At 65.0% G+C, this 18,527-nt stretch carries 19 protein-coding genes; 8 read left to right on the top strand and 11 right to left on the bottom strand.

All coding sequences use genetic code 11. The features are described 5' to 3' along the window. The first annotated feature begins 63 nt into the window (after positions 1-63). The 6 genes from tesB (at position 64) to MOE34_RS18870 (ending at position 7,407) form a co-directional block, all read left to right on the top strand. Positions 64-948, top strand: coding sequence for an acyl-CoA thioesterase II (gene tesB / locus MOE34_RS18895; RefSeq protein WP_160787190.1), 885 nt, complete (start codon positions 64-66; stop codon positions 946-948). A 206-nt stretch (positions 949-1,154) separates the two neighbouring features. Further along, the gene (locus MOE34_RS18890) at positions 1,155-1,505 is read left to right on the top strand and encodes a P-II family nitrogen regulator (RefSeq protein ID WP_160787189.1); all 351 of its coding nucleotides are present in this window, start codon (positions 1,155-1,157) and stop codon (positions 1,503-1,505) included. A gap of 66 nt (positions 1,506-1,571) precedes the next feature. Then, on the top strand, positions 1,572-2,897 hold the full coding sequence (locus MOE34_RS18885; RefSeq protein WP_380735252.1) for an ammonium transporter: 1,326 nt from the start codon (positions 1,572-1,574) through the stop codon (positions 2,895-2,897). A 206-nt stretch (positions 2,898-3,103) separates the two neighbouring features. Further along, the gene (locus MOE34_RS18880; RefSeq protein ID WP_160787187.1) at positions 3,104-5,773 is read left to right on the top strand and encodes an FtsK/SpoIIIE family DNA translocase; all 2,670 of its coding nucleotides are present in this window, start codon (positions 3,104-3,106) and stop codon (positions 5,771-5,773) included. Positions 5,774-5,870: 97 nt separating this feature from the next. Then, positions 5,871-6,545 (top strand): outer membrane lipoprotein carrier protein LolA, encoded by a 675-nt coding sequence (locus tag MOE34_RS18875; protein ID WP_380735240.1) that lies wholly within the window; start codon positions 5,871-5,873, stop codon positions 6,543-6,545. Between the two features lie 55 nt (positions 6,546-6,600). Continuing rightward, positions 6,601-7,407: an exodeoxyribonuclease III gene (locus MOE34_RS18870; RefSeq protein WP_160787185.1), complete on the top strand. Its 807-nt coding sequence runs from the start codon at positions 6,601-6,603 to the stop codon at positions 7,405-7,407. 3 nt (positions 7,408-7,410) lie between these two features. Here MOE34_RS18870 and MOE34_RS18865 read toward each other — a convergent pair whose 3' ends face one another. Together MOE34_RS18865 and MOE34_RS18860 are read right to left on the bottom strand one after the other, a co-directional pair. After that, positions 7,411-7,866 carry a cyclic nucleotide-binding domain-containing protein gene (locus MOE34_RS18865; RefSeq protein WP_160787184.1) on the bottom strand — a complete coding sequence of 152 codons (456 nt, stop codon included), beginning with the start codon at positions 7,864-7,866 and terminating at the stop codon, positions 7,411-7,413. Between the two features lie 20 nt (positions 7,867-7,886). Then, the gene (locus MOE34_RS18860) at positions 7,887-8,570 is read right to left on the bottom strand and encodes a response regulator transcription factor (RefSeq protein WP_160787183.1); all 684 of its coding nucleotides are present in this window, start codon (positions 8,568-8,570) and stop codon (positions 7,887-7,889) included. Positions 8,571-8,847: 277 nt separating this feature from the next. On the opposite strand from MOE34_RS18860, the gene MOE34_RS18855 reads away from it, so the two are divergent. Further along, positions 8,848-9,678: an aldo/keto reductase gene (locus tag MOE34_RS18855; protein ID WP_160787182.1), complete on the top strand. Its 831-nt coding sequence runs from the start codon at positions 8,848-8,850 to the stop codon at positions 9,676-9,678. 67 nt (positions 9,679-9,745) lie between these two features. On the opposite strand, the gene leuC is transcribed toward MOE34_RS18855, so the two are convergent. From leuC to rplS, 4 genes are all read right to left on the bottom strand, one after another. Next, a complete protein-coding gene (leuC, locus tag MOE34_RS18850) occupies positions 9,746-11,155 on the bottom strand; it encodes a 3-isopropylmalate dehydratase large subunit (RefSeq protein WP_160787181.1) in 1,410 nt (469 codons plus the stop codon). A 242-nt stretch (positions 11,156-11,397) separates the two neighbouring features. Beyond that, the gene (locus MOE34_RS18845) at positions 11,398-12,213 is read right to left on the bottom strand and encodes an amino acid ABC transporter permease (RefSeq protein WP_160787180.1); all 816 of its coding nucleotides are present in this window, start codon (positions 12,211-12,213) and stop codon (positions 11,398-11,400) included. A 9-nt stretch (positions 12,214-12,222) separates the two neighbouring features. Next, entirely contained in the window at positions 12,223-13,020 is a 798-nt protein-coding gene (locus MOE34_RS18840) for a transporter substrate-binding domain-containing protein (RefSeq protein WP_160787179.1), read from the bottom strand. A gap of 148 nt (positions 13,021-13,168) precedes the next feature. Then, a complete protein-coding gene (rplS, locus tag MOE34_RS18835) occupies positions 13,169-13,687 on the bottom strand; it encodes a 50S ribosomal protein L19 (protein WP_160787178.1) in 519 nt (172 codons plus the stop codon). A gap of 299 nt (positions 13,688-13,986) precedes the next feature. Between rplS and MOE34_RS18830 the strand changes: the two genes are divergently transcribed. Further along, a complete protein-coding gene (locus MOE34_RS18830) occupies positions 13,987-14,733 on the top strand; it encodes a sulfite exporter TauE/SafE family protein (RefSeq protein WP_160787177.1) in 747 nt (248 codons plus the stop codon). Here MOE34_RS18830 and trmD read toward each other — a convergent pair. From trmD to ffh, 5 genes are all read right to left on the bottom strand, one after another. Beyond that, entirely contained in the window at positions 14,715-15,410 is a 696-nt protein-coding gene (gene trmD, locus MOE34_RS18825) for a tRNA (guanosine(37)-N1)-methyltransferase TrmD (RefSeq protein ID WP_160787176.1), read from the bottom strand. The two genes, MOE34_RS18830 and trmD, sit on opposite strands and share 19 nt — an antisense overlap. Before the next feature lies 1 nt (position 15,411). Beyond that, on the bottom strand, positions 15,412-15,987 hold the full coding sequence (gene rimM, locus MOE34_RS18820) for a ribosome maturation factor RimM (protein WP_160787175.1): 576 nt from the start codon (positions 15,985-15,987) through the stop codon (positions 15,412-15,414). Positions 15,988-16,154: 167 nt separating this feature from the next. After that, the gene (gene rpsP, locus MOE34_RS18815) at positions 16,155-16,520 is read right to left on the bottom strand and encodes a 30S ribosomal protein S16 (RefSeq protein WP_160787174.1); all 366 of its coding nucleotides are present in this window, start codon (positions 16,518-16,520) and stop codon (positions 16,155-16,157) included. 31 nt (positions 16,521-16,551) lie between these two features. Next, a complete protein-coding gene (locus MOE34_RS18810) occupies positions 16,552-16,872 on the bottom strand; it encodes a chorismate mutase (protein ID WP_160787173.1) in 321 nt (106 codons plus the stop codon). 10 nt (positions 16,873-16,882) lie between these two features. Further along, complete coding sequence (gene ffh, locus MOE34_RS18805; protein ID WP_160787172.1) at positions 16,883-18,424, bottom strand: signal recognition particle protein; 1,542 nt, start codon at positions 18,422-18,424, stop codon at positions 16,883-16,885. Positions 18,425-18,527: the final 103 nt, after the last annotated feature.

Genomic DNA, 18,527 nt, shown 5'->3' with positions numbered 1-18,527 from the left:
CCCCTATATAGAGGAGGAGGAAACGCTTTCCTACCTCGGGTCCAAGACAGGAGCCACGTCCAAATGTCGCGCCAGACCGCCAATCCCGCCATGGATGCCCTTCTTCGGACGCTCGATATCGAGCGGCTGGAAACCCGGCTGTTTCGCGGAGAAAGCCCGCAGGTTGGCTGGCAGCGGGTGTTCGGCGGGCAGGTGATCGGCCAGGCGCTCGTAGCCGCCACGCGCACGGTGGAGCAGGAAAACCGCTTCGTACATTCGCTGCACGCCTATTTCGTGCGGCCGGGCGATCCCTCCGTGCCGATCCTCTACGACGTGGAGAATATCCGTGACGGCGGCTCCTTCGCCACGCGCCGCGTCGTCGCCATCCAGCATGGCAAGCCGATCTACTTCATGACCGCGTCGTTCCAGGATGATGAGGACGGCTTCGAGCACCAGACGGCGGTGCCCGACGTGCCGCCGCCGGAAAAGCTCATCGGCGAGGCGGAGCTGAAGGAGCAATTCATGGCCGCCGCCCCGCCGCATATCCGCGCCTATTGGGAACGGCCGCGGCCCATCGAGCTGCGCCCCGTTTCGCTGACGCATTACCTGTCCTCGGAAAAGCTCGATCCGCACCAGAACATCTGGGTGCGCACGACCGGGCCGGTGCCGGCCGACCGGCACCTGCAGGCGGCGGTCCTCGCCTATCTTTCCGACATGACGCTGCTCGACACCTCGCTCTTCGCCCATGGCACCTCGGTGCTCGACCGCTCGCTGCAGGTGGCGAGCCTCGACCATGCCATGTGGTTCCATCGCCCGCCCGTTCTCGACGACTGGCTGCTCTACAGCCAGGACAGCCCCTCGGCCTTCGGCGCGCGCGGCATGACGCGGGGCGCGATCTACACCCGCTCCGGCACGCTCATCGCCTCCGTCGCCCAGGAAGGGCTGATTCGGAAAAAGGCAACTGGCTAAATTTTACGCGATAGTTCGATAGCGACTATTTTTTGAGCATGTGCGGCGGTGATTTTTTGCACTGCAGCATGACTGTCATTTTTATCGATTTAAATTCAGTGATTTAGCCAAGGCGTTCGAATCTGGCACGCCCCTTGAATGTGTATCTCCAGTCGTTGGTTGCCAACGGCCAGAGAGATGGCCCCGGCTGGGGACAAGCACGAAGGATGGGAAACCAGATGAAAATCGTAATGGCCATTATCAAGCCGTTCAAACTCGATGAGGTGCGCGAAGCCCTCACCGCCGTCGGCATCCAGGGCCTGACCGTGACCGAAGTGAAGGGTTACGGCCGCCAGAAGGGGCATACGGAAATCTATCGCGGCACCGAATATGCCGTCAGCTTCCTGCCGAAACTGAAGATCGAGATCGCCGTCGCCAGCGACCTCGTCGACCGGGCCGTGGAGGCGATCGCCGCCGCTGCCAAGACCGGCCAGATCGGGGACGGCAAGATCTTCGTCTACGCCATCGACCATGCCGTGCGCATCCGCACCGGCGAAACCGATACCGAAGCGCTCTAAGCAACCGGCCTTTCAGGGAGCCTTTTCAACATGTCCGCATTCACGTTTACCCGCATTCTCCCCCGCATGGCCGCCGGCGCGACAGCCGCGCTTCTCCCGGTCATCGCCTTCGCGCAGGAAGCTGCGCCGGCCGCCACCGAGGCCGCTGCCGCCGCGCCCGTTCCGGACAAGGCGGATACCGCCTTCATGTTCCTTGCGACGTTGCTCGTCTTCTTCATGCTGATCCCCGGCCTTGCCCTGTTCTACGGCGGCCTGGTGCGCACCAAGAACATGCTGTCCGTGCTCATGCAATGCACGGTCATCGGCGCGCTGATGATGATCGTCTGGGTGACCTACGGCTATTCCTTCGCCTTCGGCGGCTCGACCAGCCCCTATTTCGGCGGCTTCGCCAAGGCGTTTCTCACCGGCGTGACGGTCGAAAGCACCTCGGCGACCTTCACCGACGGCGTCGTCATCCCGGAATATATCTTCATGCTGTTCCAGATGACCTTCGCCGCGCTGACGCCGGCGCTGATCATCGGCGCCTTCGCCGAGCGCATCAAGTTCTCCGCCGTCATCCTCTTCACGCTGCTGTGGTCCACCTTCGTCTACTTCCCGATCGCCCACATGGTCTGGGACGGCAACGGCCTGATCTTCAACATGGGCGCGCTCGATTTCGCCGGCGGCACCGTCGTGCATATCAATGCGGGCGTGGCAGGCCTTATCGGCGCGATCATGGTCGGCAAGCGCACCGGCTTCGGCAAGGACATGATGGCGCCCCACTCCATGACGCTCACCCTCGTCGGCGCCGCCATGCTGTGGTTCGGCTGGTTCGGCTTCAATGCGGGCTCCAACCTCGAGGCCTCGGGCGGTGCGGTGCTCGCCACCGTCAACACCTTCGTCGCGACGGCCGCCGCGATCCTCGCCTGGTCGGTGGTGGAAGTCTTCACCCGCGGCAAGGCCTCGCTGCTCGGCGCGGCCTCGGGCATGATCGCCGGCCTCGTCGCCGTCACCCCGGCTGCCGGCTCCGTCGGCCCGTTCGGCGCCATCGTGCTCGGCCTCATCGCCTCACCGGTCTGCTACTTCTTCGTCGCTGTGGTGAAGAACAAGTTCGGCTATGACGACACGGCCGACGTCTTCGGCGTCCATGGCGTGGGCGGCTTCATCGGCGCGCTCGGTACGGGCATCTTCACCGCGCCGTCGCTCGGCGGCACGGGCGGGGCGGATTTCTCCATCGCCTCGCAGTTCATGACGCAGCTCACCGCCGTCGCCATCACCATCGCCTGGTGCGCCGTGGTCTCGGCGATCCTCTACAAGATCGTCGATCTCACCGTGGGCCTGCGCGTCTCCGTGGAAGCCGAACGCGAAGGCCTCGACCTCTCGTCGCACGGCGAAGCGGCCTACCACTCGTAAAAGCCTTTGGCGGCTGCCGGCCGCCACGCACCGCCTTGGCCCGAACTCCGGTTCGGGCCCTTTTTCATTTACCGCACAGAAACCATGATCCGCCGCCGCATGGTTAACATGGCATTAAGCCTTCCTTCGTAGGGTTCACAGTCAGGCACATTCCGCGATTCGGGCGGAAGCCGTGCGATTCCTTGCGTGGACGATAGGCTGTACCCATGAGCAGAAGCATTTCGGCAGGACTGGACAACCGGCACGACCGTTTCATTCTGTCGGCCTTCGTCTGGCGGCAGGTTCAGGTCCTTGTCGGGCTGTGCATCTTCCTCGGCCTTGCGCTCGCCATCGCTGCGCTCTCCACCTGGAACGTCTCGGACCCCAGCCTCTCCTATGCCTCCAGCGGCGAGCCGGCCAATATCCTCGGCTATCCGGGGGCCGTCTTTGCCGATCTCTTCATGCAGTTCTTCGGCCTTGCCAGCGTGATCGCGTTGCTGCCCGCCGTCGCCTGGGGTCTGGCCATGGTCGGCGGCCGGCGCTTCAGCCGCGTGCCGCAGCGCGCGGCCGCCTGGCTCGGCGGGGCGATTCTTGCGTCCGCCGCGCTCGCCTGCGTGCCCGGCCCGGTGACGTGGCCGCTGCCGACCGGCCTCGGCGGCGTCTTCGGCGACATGATCCTGCGGTTCCCGGCGCTCTTCACCGGCGCCTATCCGACCGGCATGTTCGCCACCGTCATCGGCAGCATCATCGCGCTGCCGGCCGTCTGGCTGATGGTGTTCAGCGCCGGCCTGATCGGTGGCGGCGCCATCGACGACGAGGAGGATTTTGCCCCGGTTCCGGCGCAGAACCGCAGCCGTGCCGCTCAGGACGAGGACGACGAGGATGACGGCCGGGAAGGCCCGCTCACCGTGCTGGCCGGTGCGATGACCCATGCCTGGTATACCGGGCAGGCGCGCGTGCGCCGCATCTTCGGCCTCTCGAACCAGCGCCGCAAGGCGCGCGGCATCGAGCAGCCCTACGATTTCAACGAGGACGAGTTCGGCACGCTGAACGAACCGGTGCGCGCCCGCGCCGCAAGCCGCACTGCCGAGCGCGTCGAACCCTCCATGGACGGCCGCCGCGCCGTCTCCACGCCGTCGATCTCGCTCGACGACGACCTGCCCTTCGACATGGACGACGAGCCGCTTGCCCGCCCGAGCGGCATCCTGCCGGACGAGGACGCCGACGACATCGCCGCCGACTGGGCGCCCCGCCGCGCGCCGGCCCGTCAGGCGGCTCCCGCCGCGGGCGCCCGCGTCGTTGCTCCCGCCGCCCGGCCGAAGCCCGGCCAGCGCGCCGACCGCGAGGCGCAGACCTCCTTCGTCAGCCCGGACGGTTTCCAGCTTCCGCCGATCCACCTGCTCGCCGAACCCAAGGGTCAGGTGCGCGATACGACGCTTTCCGCCGATGCGCTGGAGCAGAACGCCCGCATGCTGGAAGGCGTGCTGGAGGACTTCGGCGTCAAGGGTGAGATCATCCATGTGCGCCCCGGCCCGGTCGTCACGCTCTATGAGCTGGAGCCGGCCCCGGGCATCAAGTCCTCCCGTGTCATCGGCCTTGCCGACGATATCGCCCGCTCGATGAGCGCCATTGCCGCCCGCGTCGCCGTCGTGCCGGGCCGCAACGCCATCGGCATCGAATTGCCGAACCAGAGCCGCGAGACTGTCTTCCTGCGCGAACTCATCGCCAGCCGCGATTTCGAGACCTCGAAGGCCCGCCTCGCCATGGCGCTCGGCAAGACGATCGGCGGCGAGCCGGTCATTTCCGACATCGCCAAGATGCCGCATCTGCTGGTCGCCGGCACCACCGGCTCGGGCAAGTCGGTGGCCATCAACACCATGATCCTGTCGCTGCTCTACCGCCTGAAGCCGGAACAGTGCCGCCTGATCATGATCGACCCGAAGATGCTGGAACTCTCCGTCTATGACGGCATTCCGCATCTCCTCTCCCCCGTCGTCACCGACCCGAAGAAGGCCGTCGTCGCCCTCAAGTGGACGGTGCGCGAGATGGAGGAGCGCTACAAGAAGATGTCGAAGATCGGCGTGCGCAACATCGACGGCTTCAACAGCCGCGTCGAGCAGGCGCTCGCCAAGGGCGAGACGATCACCCGCACCGTGCAGACCGGCTTCGACCGCCAGACGGGCGAGGCGATGTACGAGACGGAGGAATTCGATCTCCAGCCGATGCCCTATATCGTCGTCATCATCGACGAAATGGCCGACCTGATGATGGTCGCCGGCAAGGACATCGAGGGCGCGGTGCAGCGGCTTGCCCAGATGGCGCGCGCTGCCGGCATCCATGTCATCATGGCGACGCAGCGCCCGTCCGTCGACGTCATTACCGGCACGATCAAGGCCAACTTCCCGACGCGCATCTCCTTCCAGGTGACGTCGAAGATCGACAGCCGCACCATTCTCGGCGAACAGGGTGCCGAACAGCTCCTCGGCATGGGCGACATGCTCTACATGGCCGGCGGCGGGCGCATCCAGCGCGTGCATGGCCCGTTCGTCTCGGACGGCGAGGTGGAGGCGGTGGTCGCGCATCTGAAGACGCAGGGCGCGCCGCAATATCTCGACGCCATTACCGAGGACGACGACGAGGACGGCGAGGGCGGTCACGGCCCGGCCGGCACCGCCAACCTCGACGATTCCGACGATCCCTACGACCAGGCGGTGGCCGTGGTGCTGCGCGACGGCAAGGCGTCCACCTCCTATATCCAGCGCCGCCTCGGCATCGGCTACAACCGTGCGGCCTCGCTGATCGAGCGCATGGAGAAGGAGGGCCTGATCGGCCCCGCCAACCACGCCGGCAAGCGCGAGATTCTCGTGCCGACGGAAGACGAGATTACGGGACGATGACCGGGAACGCGGGGCCTTCCGCCGCGTTTCATCCGGCACGTCACGCGTTGCGGGCCGATGCCATTATGGCGCCGCCTTTGGCTCGCATGACAGACGCATGAAGGAGACCGACATGATCCGATCCGAACACGGCCGTGCGAGCGGAACGCTGACCCGCCGCGGCTTTACCGGCCTTATGGCCTTCGCGCTCGCGGCCGGCCTTTCCGTGCTCGCGCCCGCCGACGCTTCCGCGCAGGCCGGCGGCACGGCGCAGAAGATCGCCGACCACTTCGCTTCCGTGAAGACGATGATGGGCGAGTTCGTGCAGTTCGGCCCGCGCGGCGAGCAGACCGGCGGCAAGTTCTACATCGACCGCCCCGGCAAGATCCGCTTCAACTACGAGGATCCCTCGCCCATGCGCGTGATCGCCGACGGCAAGTCCGTCGTCATCGGCAATCGCAAGCTGAAGACCTGGGATATCTATCCGCTCTCCAAGACGCCGCTGAACCTTCTCCTTGGCGACAAGATCGACCTTTCCACCAAGATGGTGCGCGGCGTGAAGGAAGAGGCGGACCTGACGACCATCGTGCTCGGCGACAAGAACATGTTCGGCGATTCGACCATCACCATGATGTTCGACCCGAAGACCTACGACCTGCGCCAGTGGACGATCACCGACGCGCAGGGCAAGGACACCTCCGTGATGATCTTCAACGTCAAGACCGGCGTGCCGCTCGACGAGAAGGTCTTCTCGATCCCCTATGACGAAATCCGCAACCGCGGCGGCAAGTGATTCCACTTCGCCGTAAAATGCTCTAAGACCCCCGGACGATATTCCGGGGGCAGGCATGGCACTTTCGATCGCGACGTGGAACATCAACTCCGTGCGGCTGCGCATGCCGCTCGTCGAGCATTTCCTGAAGACCTATTCGCCCGACATCCTGTGCCTGCAGGAAACCAAGTGCCCGAACGACCAGTTTCCGTCGAAGCCCCTGAAGGCGCTCGGCTACGAGCATATCGTCATGCATGGCCAGAAGGGCTATCACGGCGTCGCCACCGTTTCGCGCCTGCCGCTGACGGAGATCGTCGAGCGGCGCGACTATTGCGGCGTCGGCGATGCGCGGCATGTCTCGGTGGTCTTCCATCATGGCGGCAAGTCGATCCGGGTGCACAATTTCTATGTGCCGGCCGGCGGCGACGAGCCGGACCGCACGATCAATCCGAAATTCGGCCACAAGCTCGATTTCATCGAGGAGATGAAGCTGCTCCATGCGGAAGCCGAGGCGGGCATCTCCTCCATCCTCGTCGGCGACCTCAACATCGCGCCGCTGGAGCATGACGTCTGGTCGCACAAGCAGCTCCTGAAGATCGTCAGCCATACGCCCATCGAGACCGAAGGCCTGATCGACGTGATGACCAAGGGCGCCTGGGTGGACCTGATGCGCCGCAAGGTGCCGGCGGAGGAAAAGCTCTATACGTGGTGGAGCTACCGCTCGGCCGACTGGCAGGCCGCCAACAAGGGCCGCCGCCTCGACCATATCTGGTCCTCGGCCGATCTCGACCCGCACCTTTCCAACATTTCGGTGGTCCGCGAGGCGCGCGGCTGGGAGCGGCCGTCCGACCACGTTCCGGTCATCGCGGAATTCGATTTCTGAGTTTCAGGCGAAGCGGCCGGCAAGGCCGCGCATCTGGCTGATCATCGCGGCCAGATTCTCGCGGATACGGGCGTCGACCAGCACGGCGACGTCCGGATATTCCTCCAGCATGCGCCGGAAGAGCGGACGGTTGATGCGGATGACCTCGCTGTCCTCCAGCGCCACCGCCGTATATTTGCGCTCGACGGCGGAGATCATGGCAAGTTCCGACAGGAGCGTGCCGGACCCTGCGGTGCCCTCGTCGCGCGTCGCGCCGTCGCGCAGCGTCGAGGTGAGCTGGAACGCGCCATAGGCGACAACGAAGCCGCAATCGGCCGAGGTGCCCTCGCGAAACAGCGTCTGCCCCTCGACCAGCCGCCGGCGTTCCGCACCGAAGGCCATCAGGCGCAGCTTGTCGTCGGCAAGGCCCGCAAAGAGCGGGACCTTGGAAAGCAGGGCGATGTCGTCGCTGAGGGCCACGGCGGGCGCTCCTTACTGAATTACGGAACGATCTTGTAACCGCCGTTCTCTGTCACGAGAATCTCGGCATTGGAAGGGTCCCGCTCGATCTTCTGGCGCAGACGATAGACATGGGTCTCCAGCGTGTGGGTCGTGACGCCCGAATTGTAGCCCCAGACCTCTTCCAGCAGCACGTCGCGCGTGACGACCTTCTGGTCGGCGCGGTAGAGATAGCGGATGATCGCCGCTTCCTTCTCGGTGAGGCGGATCTTCTGGCCGTTTTCCAGCGTCAGCAGCTTCTGGCCGGGCTTGAACGTATAGGGACCGACGGTGAAGGTGGCGTCCTCGCTGCTCTCGTGCTGGCGAAGCTGCGCGCGGATGCGCGCGAGCAGCACGGCGAAGCGGAAGGGCTTCGTCACATAGTCGTTGGCGCCGGCTTCCAGACCGAGGATCGTGTCCGAATCGGTGTCATGGCCGGTCAGCATGATGATCGGCGCCTTGAAGCCGCCCTTGCGCAGGAGCTTCACCGCCTCGCGGCCGTCCATGTCCGGCAGGCCGACATCCATGATGAGAAGGTCGATCTGGTTCGCCCGCGCGGTCTGGATGCCCTTGCCGGCCGTCGTTTCCTCGAGCGTTGCGAATTCCTCGTAGAGCGAAAGCTGCTCGACGAGCGTCTCGCGGAGGTCGTTGTCGTCATCGACAAGAAGGATGGTGCGGGATGTCATGCTTTACCTCTCGGCATTCCTACGGAAAGTAAGGGAACTGGCGCTTTTGGCAAGCCCGCCTGTGACTTAGCCAGATACCTTGCCGCATGGCGCGAATATGGCGGACGGGGCGATGCGGATCAAATTCTCCTGAACAGTGCGTGAAGGCGATCCCCGCGGCATCCTTTGAAATGCGGCGACGCGAACCTATATCAGCCTCGACCGTCGCCCGGCTGCAAGGCGCTACGGGAAACCCCACGGGTTCAAGCACGCCATTCCTTTTCATGGAGACATTCTTATGAGCGATCAACCGACGATCCTGTTTCACGACGGCAACAGCATTCCGCAGGTGGGCCTCGGCGTCTGGCAGACCCCGAACGACACGGCCGTGACGGCCGTCAAGGCGGCACTTTCGGCCGGCTACCGGCATGTCGATACGGCGGCGATCTACGAGAACGAGGCCGGCGTCGGCGAGGGCATCCGCGCTTCCGGCATCGCCCGGTCCGAAATCTTCCTGACGACGAAGCTCTGGAACTCCGATCAGGGCTACGATTCGACGCTGAAGGCCTTCGACGCCAGCCTCAAACGCCTCGGCACCGATTATGTCGACCTCTACCTCATCCACTGGCCCGCGCCGAAGCGCGACGAGTATGTGGCGACCTGGAAGGCCTTCATCCAGCTCCAGAAGGAGGGCCGCGCCCGCTCCATCGGCGTTTCCAACTTCTACCCCGAGCACCTGCAGCGCGTGATCGACGAGACGGGCGTGACGCCGGTTATCAATCAGATCGAGCTGCATCCCGATTTCCCGCAGAAAGAGGCGCGGGCCTATCACGAAAAGCACCGCATCGTCACCCAGTCCTGGAGCCCGCTCGGGCAGGGCACGCTGCTGGACAATCCGCTCGTCGCGAAGGTTGCCGCCAAGCACGGCCGCACCCCGGCGCAGGTCATCACCCGCTGGCATATCGACAGCGGGCTGGTGGTCATCCCGAAATCGGTGACGCCCTCGCGCATCGAGGAGAATTTCAAGGTCTTCGATTTCAAGCTCGATGCCGAGGACATGGCGACATTCGGGGCGCTCGAGAAGGACGGCAGGCGCATCGGCCCCGATCCGATGACGGCGACGTTCTGAGCCCTGCACAAACGAAAAGGCCGGGAGCTTGCTCCCGGCCTTTGTCCTGTCGGCGTTCCGGCCGTGTTTACTGCCAGTCGCGGATATCCACGAAATGGCCGGCAATGGCGGCGGCTGCGGCCATGGCCGGAGAAACGAGATGCGTGCGGCCCTTGAAGCCCTGGCGGCCCTCGAAGTTGCGGTTCGAGGTGGAGGCGCAGCGCTCGCCCGGCTTCAGGCGGTCGTCGTTCATGGCAAGGCACATGGAGCAGCCCGGCTCGCGCCAGTCGAAGCCGGCGGCCTTGAAGATCGTGTCGAGGCCTTCCTTCTCGGCCTGTTCCTTCACGAGGCCGGAGCCCGGAACGATCATGGCGCTGACGGTGGACGCGACCTTTCTGCCCTCGACGACGGCGGCGACGGCGCGCAGGTCCTCGATGCGGCCGTTGGTGCAGGAGCCGATGAAGACGCGGTCGATGGCGATGTCGGTAATCTTCGTGCCCGGCTTCAGGCCCATATAGTCAAGGGCGCGCCACTTGGACGAACGCTTGGTCTCGTCTTCGATGTCGTCCGGGTTCGGCACGGTGCCTTCGACGGAGACGACGTCTTCCGGCGAGGAACCCCAGGAGACGATCGGCGGCAGGTTGGCGGCGTCGAGCACGACCACGCGGTCGAAATGCGCGCCTTCTTCCGTGTAGAGCGTCTTCCAGTAGTCGATCGCCATATCGAGGGCCTTGCCCTTGGGCGCGCGCGGCTTGTCCTTGATGTATTCGAAGGTCTTCTCGTCCGGCGCGATGAGGCCGGCGCGGGCGCCGCCTTCGATCGTCATGTTGCAGATCGTCATGCGGCCTTCCATCGACAGCGAGCGGATCGCTTCGCCGGCGAACTCGATGACGTGGCCGGTGCCGCCGGCCGTGCCGATCTCGCCGATGATGGCAAGGATGATGTCCTTCGCGGTCACGCCTTCCGGGAGCTGCCCGTCGACGCGCACCAGCATGTTCTTCGCCTTCTTCTGGATCAGCGTCTGGGTGGCCAGAACGTGTTCCACTTCCGACGTGCCGATGCCGTGCGCCAGCGCGCCGAAGGCACCGTGCGTGGAGGTGTGGCTGTCACCGCACACGATGGTCATGCCCGGCAGGGTAAAACCCTGTTCCGGGCCGACGATGTGGACGATGCCCTGGCGGACGTCCTTTTCCGAATAGTATTCGACGCCGAATTCCGCGGCGTTGTTGGCGAGCGCCTCGACCTGGATGCGGCTTTCCTCGTTCTTGATGCCCTGATGGCGATCCGGCGAGGTGGGGACGTTGTGGTCGACGACGGCGAGCGTCTTTTCCGGCGCGCGGACCTTGCGGCCGGCCATGCGCAGGCCCTCGAAGGCCTGGGGCGACGTCACTTCATGGACGAGGTGACGGTCGATGTAGAGAAGACAGGTGCCGTCTTCCTGGCGGCTGACGATGTGGTCGTCGAAGATCTTGTCGTAGAGGGTACGGGGTGCGCTCATGGCTCTTCATCCGCTGGCATGTTGAAAGGGTCTGGAAATCCGCAGCGTGCGGCTGGCGGGATCGCGTAGGAAGCGGCGATCAGGATAGGCGGCTGATGAGCGCCCCGAAGACACGCGCAAAGAAGCGTGCCGGCAGGCGCTTGTGATCCTGCAGCACGACGACATGCGTTTCCGTGCATCCGAACTTGGATTCCATGGAGCCGCATATAGCGATTTTTGCGGGCCTCGGCAATTGCGAAGAATCAATGCGCGACATTGCGCCTGAGCCGCCTTTCCAGCCCCCGCAGGGCCAGCGACAGGCCGATGGTGAGGATGAGATAGACATAGGCGACGATGGAATAGGTCTCGAAGAAGCGGAAGGAGCCGGAGGCGTAGACCTTGCCCATCTGGGTGACGTCGGCGACGCCGAGCACGGAGACGAGGGACGAATCCTTCACCATCGCCACGAAATCGTTGCCGAGCGGCGGCAGGATGACGCGGATCGCCTGCGGGAAGACGACGAGGCGGAAGCGCTGGACGCGCGAGAGGCCGAGGGCCTTGGCCGCCTCGACCTGCCCCTTGTCGACGGACTGGATGCCCGCGCGAAAAACCTCGCCGATGAAGGCGGAATAGCCGATCATCAGCGCGATGATCGCCCGCCACATCAAGGAGAGGTCGCGCACCTGCATGGGTTCCGTCGTGCCGGCGGCGACGAGCGGGGCGATGACGACGTTGATCGCCGCCACCAGCGCCGGCGCGCCGACGAAGGCTATGTAGAAAAGAAGCACGAGGATCGGCACGCCACGGATGACCTCCGTGTAGAACCGCGCGATCTGCCGCAGCGCCTTGCTCTCGGAAAGCGCCATCAGCGCCACGCCGAGGCCGAGCATGGTGGCGAGCATGAAGGCGACGAGGGTCACGAAGATCGTCACCCACAGTCCCTTCAGCACGACGCTGAAAACCTGCGCGTAGATATCGTTGGTGACGATCACGCCGGCAAGCGCCAGCGCGATCACGGCAAGCGCGACCAGCCACCAGGGATAGTCGTCCTTGCCGGTGCCGGGCGAAACGGGAGCCATGGCTGCCCGCTACTGACCCATCTTGTAGTCGAGGAACCACTTCTTGTTGAGCGTGTCGAGCGTTCCGTCCGCCTTCAGCGAGGCGATGGCGGCATTGACCGGGGCAACGAGATCGGAGCCCTTGGGGAAGATGAAGCCGAAGTCCTCGGTGCCGAGCGGCCCGCCGACCACCTTCAGCTTGCCGCCGGAGGCATCGGTATAGCCCTTGGCCGCGACGCTGTCGGTCAGGACGAGATCGACGTCGCCGGCCTGAAGCGCCTGCACCGTCGCGCCGAAGGTCTCGAACAGCTTGATGCGCGGATTCTGTTCGTTGCCGTCGAGGATTTCGTAGACGGCGGTATAGAAGGGCGAGGTGCCGGGCTGCGCGGCAATCAGGCCGTCCTTGAATTCGCCGAAGCTCTTGGCGTCGGTGAAGCGGGTTTCATCGCCGCGCACCAGCATGAACTGCTGCGAGCGCATGTAGGGATCGGAGAAGTCGACCTTCTCCTTGCGGTCTTCCTTGATGGTGATGCCGGTCATGCCGATATTGTACTGGTTGTCGGAGACGGCCTGGATCATCGCGTCCCAGCTCGCGTTCTGGTACTCGACCTTGAAGTTCAGGCGCTTGGCGATCTCGTCCATCGCGTCGTATTCCCAGCCGATCTGCTTGCCGGTCTTCGGGTCGACGAACTGCAGCGGCGGATAGGCGTTCTCCGTGACGACGACGACGGTCTTGCCGCCGAGATCGGGAAGGTCGGAGGCGAAGGCGACGGCGGGCATGAGAGCGGCGGCGGCAAGGCCTGCAAGAACGGCGCGGCGGGAAAACATGGGATATGCTCCTGAATTGTGGCGGCGGAACACTGTCACAGGTCAGGGCCGGCAACAAGCATGGGGCTTGCGCGCAAAGGGTTTTCCGTAAAACAAAAAAGCCGCCGGCAAGGGGCCGGCGGCTTTCGATAGAGTATGCGCTGCCGGATTATTCGGCGGCGGCTTCTGCGGCCTTTGCGGCTTCGGCAGCTTCTGCTGCTGCCTTTTCAGCGGCGAGCGCCTGAGCTGCTGCGACCTTCTCGGCTTCGAGACGTGCCTTTTCCTCGGCAATGGCCTGACGCTCGGCGTCGTTCAGCTTGCGGGCGCGCGTGCCGGTGTTCTCGACGATACGAGCCGACTTGCCGCGACGATCGCGCAGGTAGTAGAGCTTGGCGCGGCGGACCTTACCGCGGCGGACGACGTCGACGCTTTCGACGAGCGGCGAGTAGACGGGGAAGACGCGCTCGACGCCTTCGCCGTAGGAAATCTTGCGAACGGTGAAGCTCTCGTTGATGCCGCCGCCGGAGCGGGCGATGCAAACGCCTTCATAGGCCTGAACGCGGGTACGCGTGCCTTCCGTAACGCGCACGTTGACGCGGACGGTGTCGCCCGGGGAGAATTCCGGGAGCTGGCGCTTGGCTTCGATCTTCGCGGCCTGTTCGGCTTCGAGCTGCTGGATGATGTTCATCGGTCTAACCTTCGGTTCTTCTGAAACAGCCAGAGCGCTCGACGGTGGCCTTCGAGGTCATGCCTCTCGGGTTAGTCCGTTGCCGGACGGAGCGGATTCGCCATTCTTTGCTTGCAGGTCGGCTGGGTAATCCCAAATCCGAGCGGGCCAATACACCAATCGGGCCGGCTTGTCATCCCCCGGCGGCAAAAGAATCCACCCGCGCGTGGCGGATTTCCGGGTCTTGCCGGCCTTCCGGTGCCACGCTATCACGCCTTGAAGGAGCGGGCGCGGCCCCTGTCGCCGCCCGGGGGAGTGCCATGACCGTTTTCGATGCCATCTTTCTGTTCGTCGCCGGCTTCCTGTCCGGCGTGGTGAATGCCATTGCCGGCGGGGGTACGTTCCTTACCTTCGGGGCGATGTCGCTGATCGGCCTGCCGCCCATCGTCGCCAACGCCACCTCCTCGATCACGCAGTTCCCGGGCTATGTCACCTCGACGCTCGCCTATGCCAAGGAAATCCGCGCCGACTGGAAGGAAGCGCTGCTGCTCGGCGCGCTGTCGCTGGTCGGTGGCCTTGCCGGGGCGCTGCTGCTGCTCTCGCTCTCCAATCCCTCGTTCCGCGCGCTGGTGCCCTGGCTGCTGCTGGCGGCGACCGCGATTTTCGCGGCCGGGCCTTACCTCAAGCCGAAGACGCTCAGCCCGGAAAAACCGATCTCGCCGCTCGGCCTTGCCGGCCAGTTCGTCACCTCCATCTATGGCGGCTTCTTCGGCGCGGGCATGGGCATCATGACGCTCGCCGTGCTGGGCCTCACCAAGGGCGGTGACTATCACCGGCTGAACGCGCTGAAGAATTTCGTCGCCGTCGTCATTGCCGCCATGGCGGTTATCGTCTTCGCCAGCGGCGGGGTGATCGGCTGGCCGCAGGCCGCCGTCATGGTGCCGGCGGCGGCGCTTGGTGGCTGGTCCGGCGTATGGGCGGCGCGGCGCGTGCCGCAGCCGGTGATCCGCGTGCTGGTGGTGGCGGTCGGCCTTGCGCTGACGGTCTATTATTTCCTGAAGGGCTGATCGGTCAGAAGATCGGGCCGGCGCTCGCGCGTCAGCTTCTCCGCCTCCTCGCGCCGCCATCGGTCGATGGCGGCGTGGTTGCCGGAGGTCAGCACGCCGGGGATTTCTTGGCCTTCGAAGACCTGCGGGCGCGTATAGTGCGGATGCTCCAGCAATCCGCCTTCAAAACTCTCATGCTCACCGGAAAGCGCATTGCCCATGACGCCGGGCAGGATGCGCACGATGGCATCCAGCAGGATCATCGCCGCCGGCTCGCCGCCGGAGAGGATGTAGTCGCCGATGGAGACTTCTTCGAGCTGCCGCCCGTCGATCACACGCTGGTCGACGCCCTCGAAACGGCCGCAGACGATGATCGCGCCCTCGCCGGCCGCAAGTTCGCGCACGCGCTTCTGCGTCAGCGGTTTTCCGCGCGGGCTCATCAGGAGGCGCGGGCGGTTGTCACCCTCGGAGGCATGGTCGATGGCCTTGGCCAGCACATCCGGCTTCAGCACCATGCCCGCGCCGCCGCCGGCCGGCGTGTCGTCGACGGTGCGGTGGCGGTCGGTGGTGAAATCGCGGATCTGCAGGCAGTCGAGCGACCAGTCGCCGCGCGCCAGCGCCTTGCCGGAGAGGGACTGGGCGAGAAAGCCTGGAAACATCTCCGGGTAGAGCGTCAGGATGGTGGCGCGGAAAGCCACGTTATTCTCCCTCGCCCTGCGGCGGGCGGCGACGACGGCTGCCGGGGCCGTCCTTCTCGTCGTCGACGAGACCGGCGGCGGTGGCGTCGATCAGGAGGCGGCCGCCTTCGAGGTCGATTTCCAGCACCGCGGCTTCGGAGAAGGGAATGAGCACGGGGCGCTTGCCCGGCCCCTTGAGTTCGAGCAGGTCGCCCGCGCCGAAATCGAAGATGCCGGTGACGGTGCCGTGGCTGCGGCCGGTCGTGTCGACGGCTTCCAGGCCTTCGAGGTCGGCATAGAAGAACTCGTCCTCGTCCAGTTCCTCGTCCGGCAGGTTGTCGCGCTCGATATAGAGTTCGATGCCGTTCAGCGCCTCGGCGGCGTTGCGGTCGTTGACGCCGCGAAAGCGCACGACGACGACGTTCTTCGCCTCGCGCACCTCCAGCACCTCGAAGGACCGGCCGTCCTCGGTGTGCAGATGGCCGTAGTCGCCGATGGAGGTCGGGTCGATTGTGTAGGATTTCACACGGACCTCGCCGCGCAGGCCCTGTGCCGCGCCGACGGTGCCCATGAGGACGGGATTTTCCAGTTTCGCCATGGTTCGGTTCCGTGTGGTCTTGCAAAGCCTCTTACGACGTTCGCGCGGAGGCTCCTAGAGCAATTCCAGCAAAAGTGTGCAGCGGTTTTGCGTCCGGAATTGCGTCAGACAAAATGAAAACGGGCGGCATGAAGCACGCCGCCCGTCTCCATAAAAGTCGAGGCAGATTATTCGCCAGCGGCGGCAGCAGCGGCGTCTTCTTCCTTCTGCTTCTTCTCGGCGGCGCGCTCGAGAGCCTTCTTGCCCGGCTTTGCCTTGTCCGGGTTGTTGCGGGCTTCGCGCTTCAGAACGCCGGCTTCGTCGAGGAAGCGGGCAACGCGGTCGGTGGGCTGTGCGCCCTTGGCGAGCCATTCCTTGGCGCGGTCGGTGTCGATCTGGACGCGGTTTGCGTCGTCCTTGCCGAGCATCGGGTTCCAGGCGCCGAGCTTCTCGAGGAAGCGGCCGTCACGCGGGGAGCGGGCGTCGGCAACGACGATCTGGTAGTACGGGCGCTTCTTGGAACCGCCGCGGGCGAGACGAATCTTCAGGGACATGTCATTTCTCCTTGGGTAGATGGGCCGCTTTTCAAGCGGTGTGGTTTGCGCCGCCATGTTCGGCGGCAATGGCTTCATGATGCCGGATCACCTCGCGGATGATGAAGTTCAGGAACTTCTCCGCGAAATCCGGGTCCAGATTGGCATCCTTCGCCAGGCGGCGAAGGCGCTCGATCTGGTATTCCTCGCGCGCCGGATCGGCCGGCGGCAGTTCATGCGTCGCCTTCAGCACGCCCACCGCCTGGGTGCAGCGGAAGCGCTCGGCGAGCATATGCACAAGGGCAGCGTCGATATTGTCGATCGACTGCCGGTATTCTCCCAATTGCTGCCTGACCTTCGGGTCGATCGTCATGCGGCGTTCCTCACTTCTTCTTCGGCAGGCCGGGCAGGCCCGGAAGGCCGCCGAGACCGGGCAGGCGAAGACCGCCGCTGCCGCCGAGGCCCGGCAGGCTGCCCGGCTTGATGCCGGCGGCTTCCGCCTGTTTGGCGAGCGCCTCGAGCTGCTTGGGGTCCATGCTGGAAAGATCGGGCATGCCGCCGCCGAGGCCACCGAGGCCCATCTTGCCGGCAAGGCCGCCCATCATCTGCTTCATCATGCCGCCCTTCTTGCCGCCCATCATCTTCATCATGTCCGCCATCTGGCGGTGCATCTTGAGAAGCTTGTTGATGTCGGCCGCATCGGTGCCGGAGCCGGCGGCGATGCGCTTCTTGCGGGAATGCTTGAGCATGTCCGGGTTGGCGCGCTCGGCCTTGGTCATCGAGTTGATGATGGCGATCTGGCGGCCGAAGAGCTTGTCGTCGAGGCCGGCGGCGGACATCTTGTCCTTCATGCCGGCCATGCCGGGCATCATGCCCATGATGCCGCCCATGCCGCCCATCTTCTGCATCTGGCGAAGCTGGTCGGCAAGGTCGTTGAGGTCGAACTTGCCCTTGGCCATCTTGGCGGCCATGGCGGCCGCCTTCTCGGCGTCGATGTTCTCCGCCGCCTTCTCGACGAGCGAGACGATGTCGCCCATGCCGAGGATGCGGTCGGCGACGCGGCGGGGATGGAACTCCTCCAGCTCGCCCATCTTCTCGCCGACGCCGATCAGCTTGATCGGCTTGCCGGTGACGGCGCGCATGGAGAGGGCCGCACCGCCACGGCCGTCGCCGTCCATGCGGGTCAGCACGAGGCCGGTGATGCCGACGCGGTCGTCGAAATTGCGGGCGAGGTTGACGGCGTCCTGACCGGTCAGCGCGTCGGCGACGAGCAGGATCTCGTGCGGATTGGACTTCCGCTTGATCTCCGCCATCTCGATCATCAGCGGCTCGTCGATATGGGTGCGGCCGGCGGTGTCGAGGATGACGACGTCATGGCCGCCGAGCTTTGCGGCCTGCACGGCGCGCGCGGCGATATCGGTCGGCGACTGGCCGGCGATGATCGGCAGCGTGTCGATGCCGGTCTGCACGCCGAGCTGGCGAAGCTGCTCCTGCGCGGCCGGGCGGCGCGTGTCGAGCGAGGCCATCAGGACCTTCTTCTTCTCGCGCGTCTTCAGCCGGTTGGCGATCTTGCCCGACGTGGTGGTCTTGCCCGAACCCTGGAGGCCCACCATCATGATGACGACGGGGGCGGCGGCGTTGAGGTCGATGGAGACGCCCTCGGAGCCGAGCATGGAAACCAGCTCGTCATGGACGAGCTTGACCACCATCTGGCCGGGCTTGATGGATTTCAGGATTTCCGCGCCGACGGCCTTTTCGCGCACTGCATCCGTGAAGGACCGCACCACTTCCAGCGCCACGTCCGCTTCCAGCAGCGCACGGCGGACCTCGCGCAGCGCCGCCGAGACATCGGCCTCGGAAAGCGCGCCACGGCCTGTCAGTCCATTCAGAATGGAGCCAAGGCGGTCCTGGAGTGTTTCAAACATCACGTCTTCCTTCTTGTTTCCGCGTCACGCGGAAACGTCGGTGCAATCGGCGTCGAAAACAAGACGCAAAGCCAAAAAGCACCCGAGGGCGCATCGCGCTGTC

Origin of the sequence: Shinella zoogloeoides, assembly GCF_022682305.1 — a bacterium.
Taxonomy (GTDB): Bacteria; Pseudomonadota; Alphaproteobacteria; order Rhizobiales; family Rhizobiaceae; genus Shinella; species Shinella zoogloeoides_B.
The sequence above is the reverse complement of the archived record's forward strand: the minus strand, read 5'-3'. Positions and strand labels throughout refer to the sequence as shown.

Excerpts from the sequence above, each read along its gene's own strand:
- tesB (WP_160787190.1), top strand. The coding sequence starts at position 64 with ATGTCGCGCCAGACCGCCAATCCCGCCATGGATGCCCTTCTTCGGACG.
- MOE34_RS18890 (WP_160787189.1), top strand. The coding sequence starts at position 1,155 with ATGGGAAACCAGATGAAAATCGTAATGGCCATTATCAAGCCGTTCAAA.
- MOE34_RS18885 (WP_380735252.1), top strand. The coding sequence starts at position 1,572 with ATGGCCGCCGGCGCGACAGCCGCGCTTCTCCCGGTCATCGCCTTCGCG.
- MOE34_RS18880 (WP_160787187.1), top strand. The coding sequence starts at position 3,104 with ATGAGCAGAAGCATTTCGGCAGGACTGGACAACCGGCACGACCGTTTC.
- MOE34_RS18875 (WP_380735240.1), top strand. The coding sequence starts at position 5,871 with ATGAAGGAGACCGACATGATCCGATCCGAACACGGCCGTGCGAGCGGA.
- MOE34_RS18870 (WP_160787185.1), top strand. The coding sequence starts at position 6,601 with ATGGCACTTTCGATCGCGACGTGGAACATCAACTCCGTGCGGCTGCGC.
- MOE34_RS18860 (WP_160787183.1), bottom strand. The coding sequence starts at position 8,570 with ATGACATCCCGCACCATCCTTCTTGTCGATGACGACAACGACCTCCGC.
- MOE34_RS18855 (WP_160787182.1), top strand. The coding sequence starts at position 8,848 with ATGAGCGATCAACCGACGATCCTGTTTCACGACGGCAACAGCATTCCG.
- leuC (WP_160787181.1), bottom strand. The coding sequence starts at position 11,155 with ATGAGCGCACCCCGTACCCTCTACGACAAGATCTTCGACGACCACATC.
- MOE34_RS18845 (WP_160787180.1), bottom strand. The coding sequence starts at position 12,213 with ATGGCTCCCGTTTCGCCCGGCACCGGCAAGGACGACTATCCCTGGTGG.
- MOE34_RS18840 (WP_160787179.1), bottom strand. The coding sequence starts at position 13,020 with ATGTTTTCCCGCCGCGCCGTTCTTGCAGGCCTTGCCGCCGCCGCTCTC.
- rplS (WP_160787178.1), bottom strand. The coding sequence starts at position 13,687 with ATGAACATCATCCAGCAGCTCGAAGCCGAACAGGCCGCGAAGATCGAA.
- MOE34_RS18830 (WP_160787177.1), top strand. The coding sequence starts at position 13,987 with ATGACCGTTTTCGATGCCATCTTTCTGTTCGTCGCCGGCTTCCTGTCC.
- rimM (WP_160787175.1), bottom strand. The coding sequence starts at position 15,987 with ATGGCGAAACTGGAAAATCCCGTCCTCATGGGCACCGTCGGCGCGGCA.
- rpsP (WP_160787174.1), bottom strand. The coding sequence starts at position 16,520 with ATGTCCCTGAAGATTCGTCTCGCCCGCGGCGGTTCCAAGAAGCGCCCG.
- MOE34_RS18810 (WP_160787173.1), bottom strand. The coding sequence starts at position 16,872 with ATGACGATCGACCCGAAGGTCAGGCAGCAATTGGGAGAATACCGGCAG.
- ffh (WP_160787172.1), bottom strand. The coding sequence starts at position 18,424 with ATGTTTGAAACACTCCAGGACCGCCTTGGCTCCATTCTGAATGGACTG.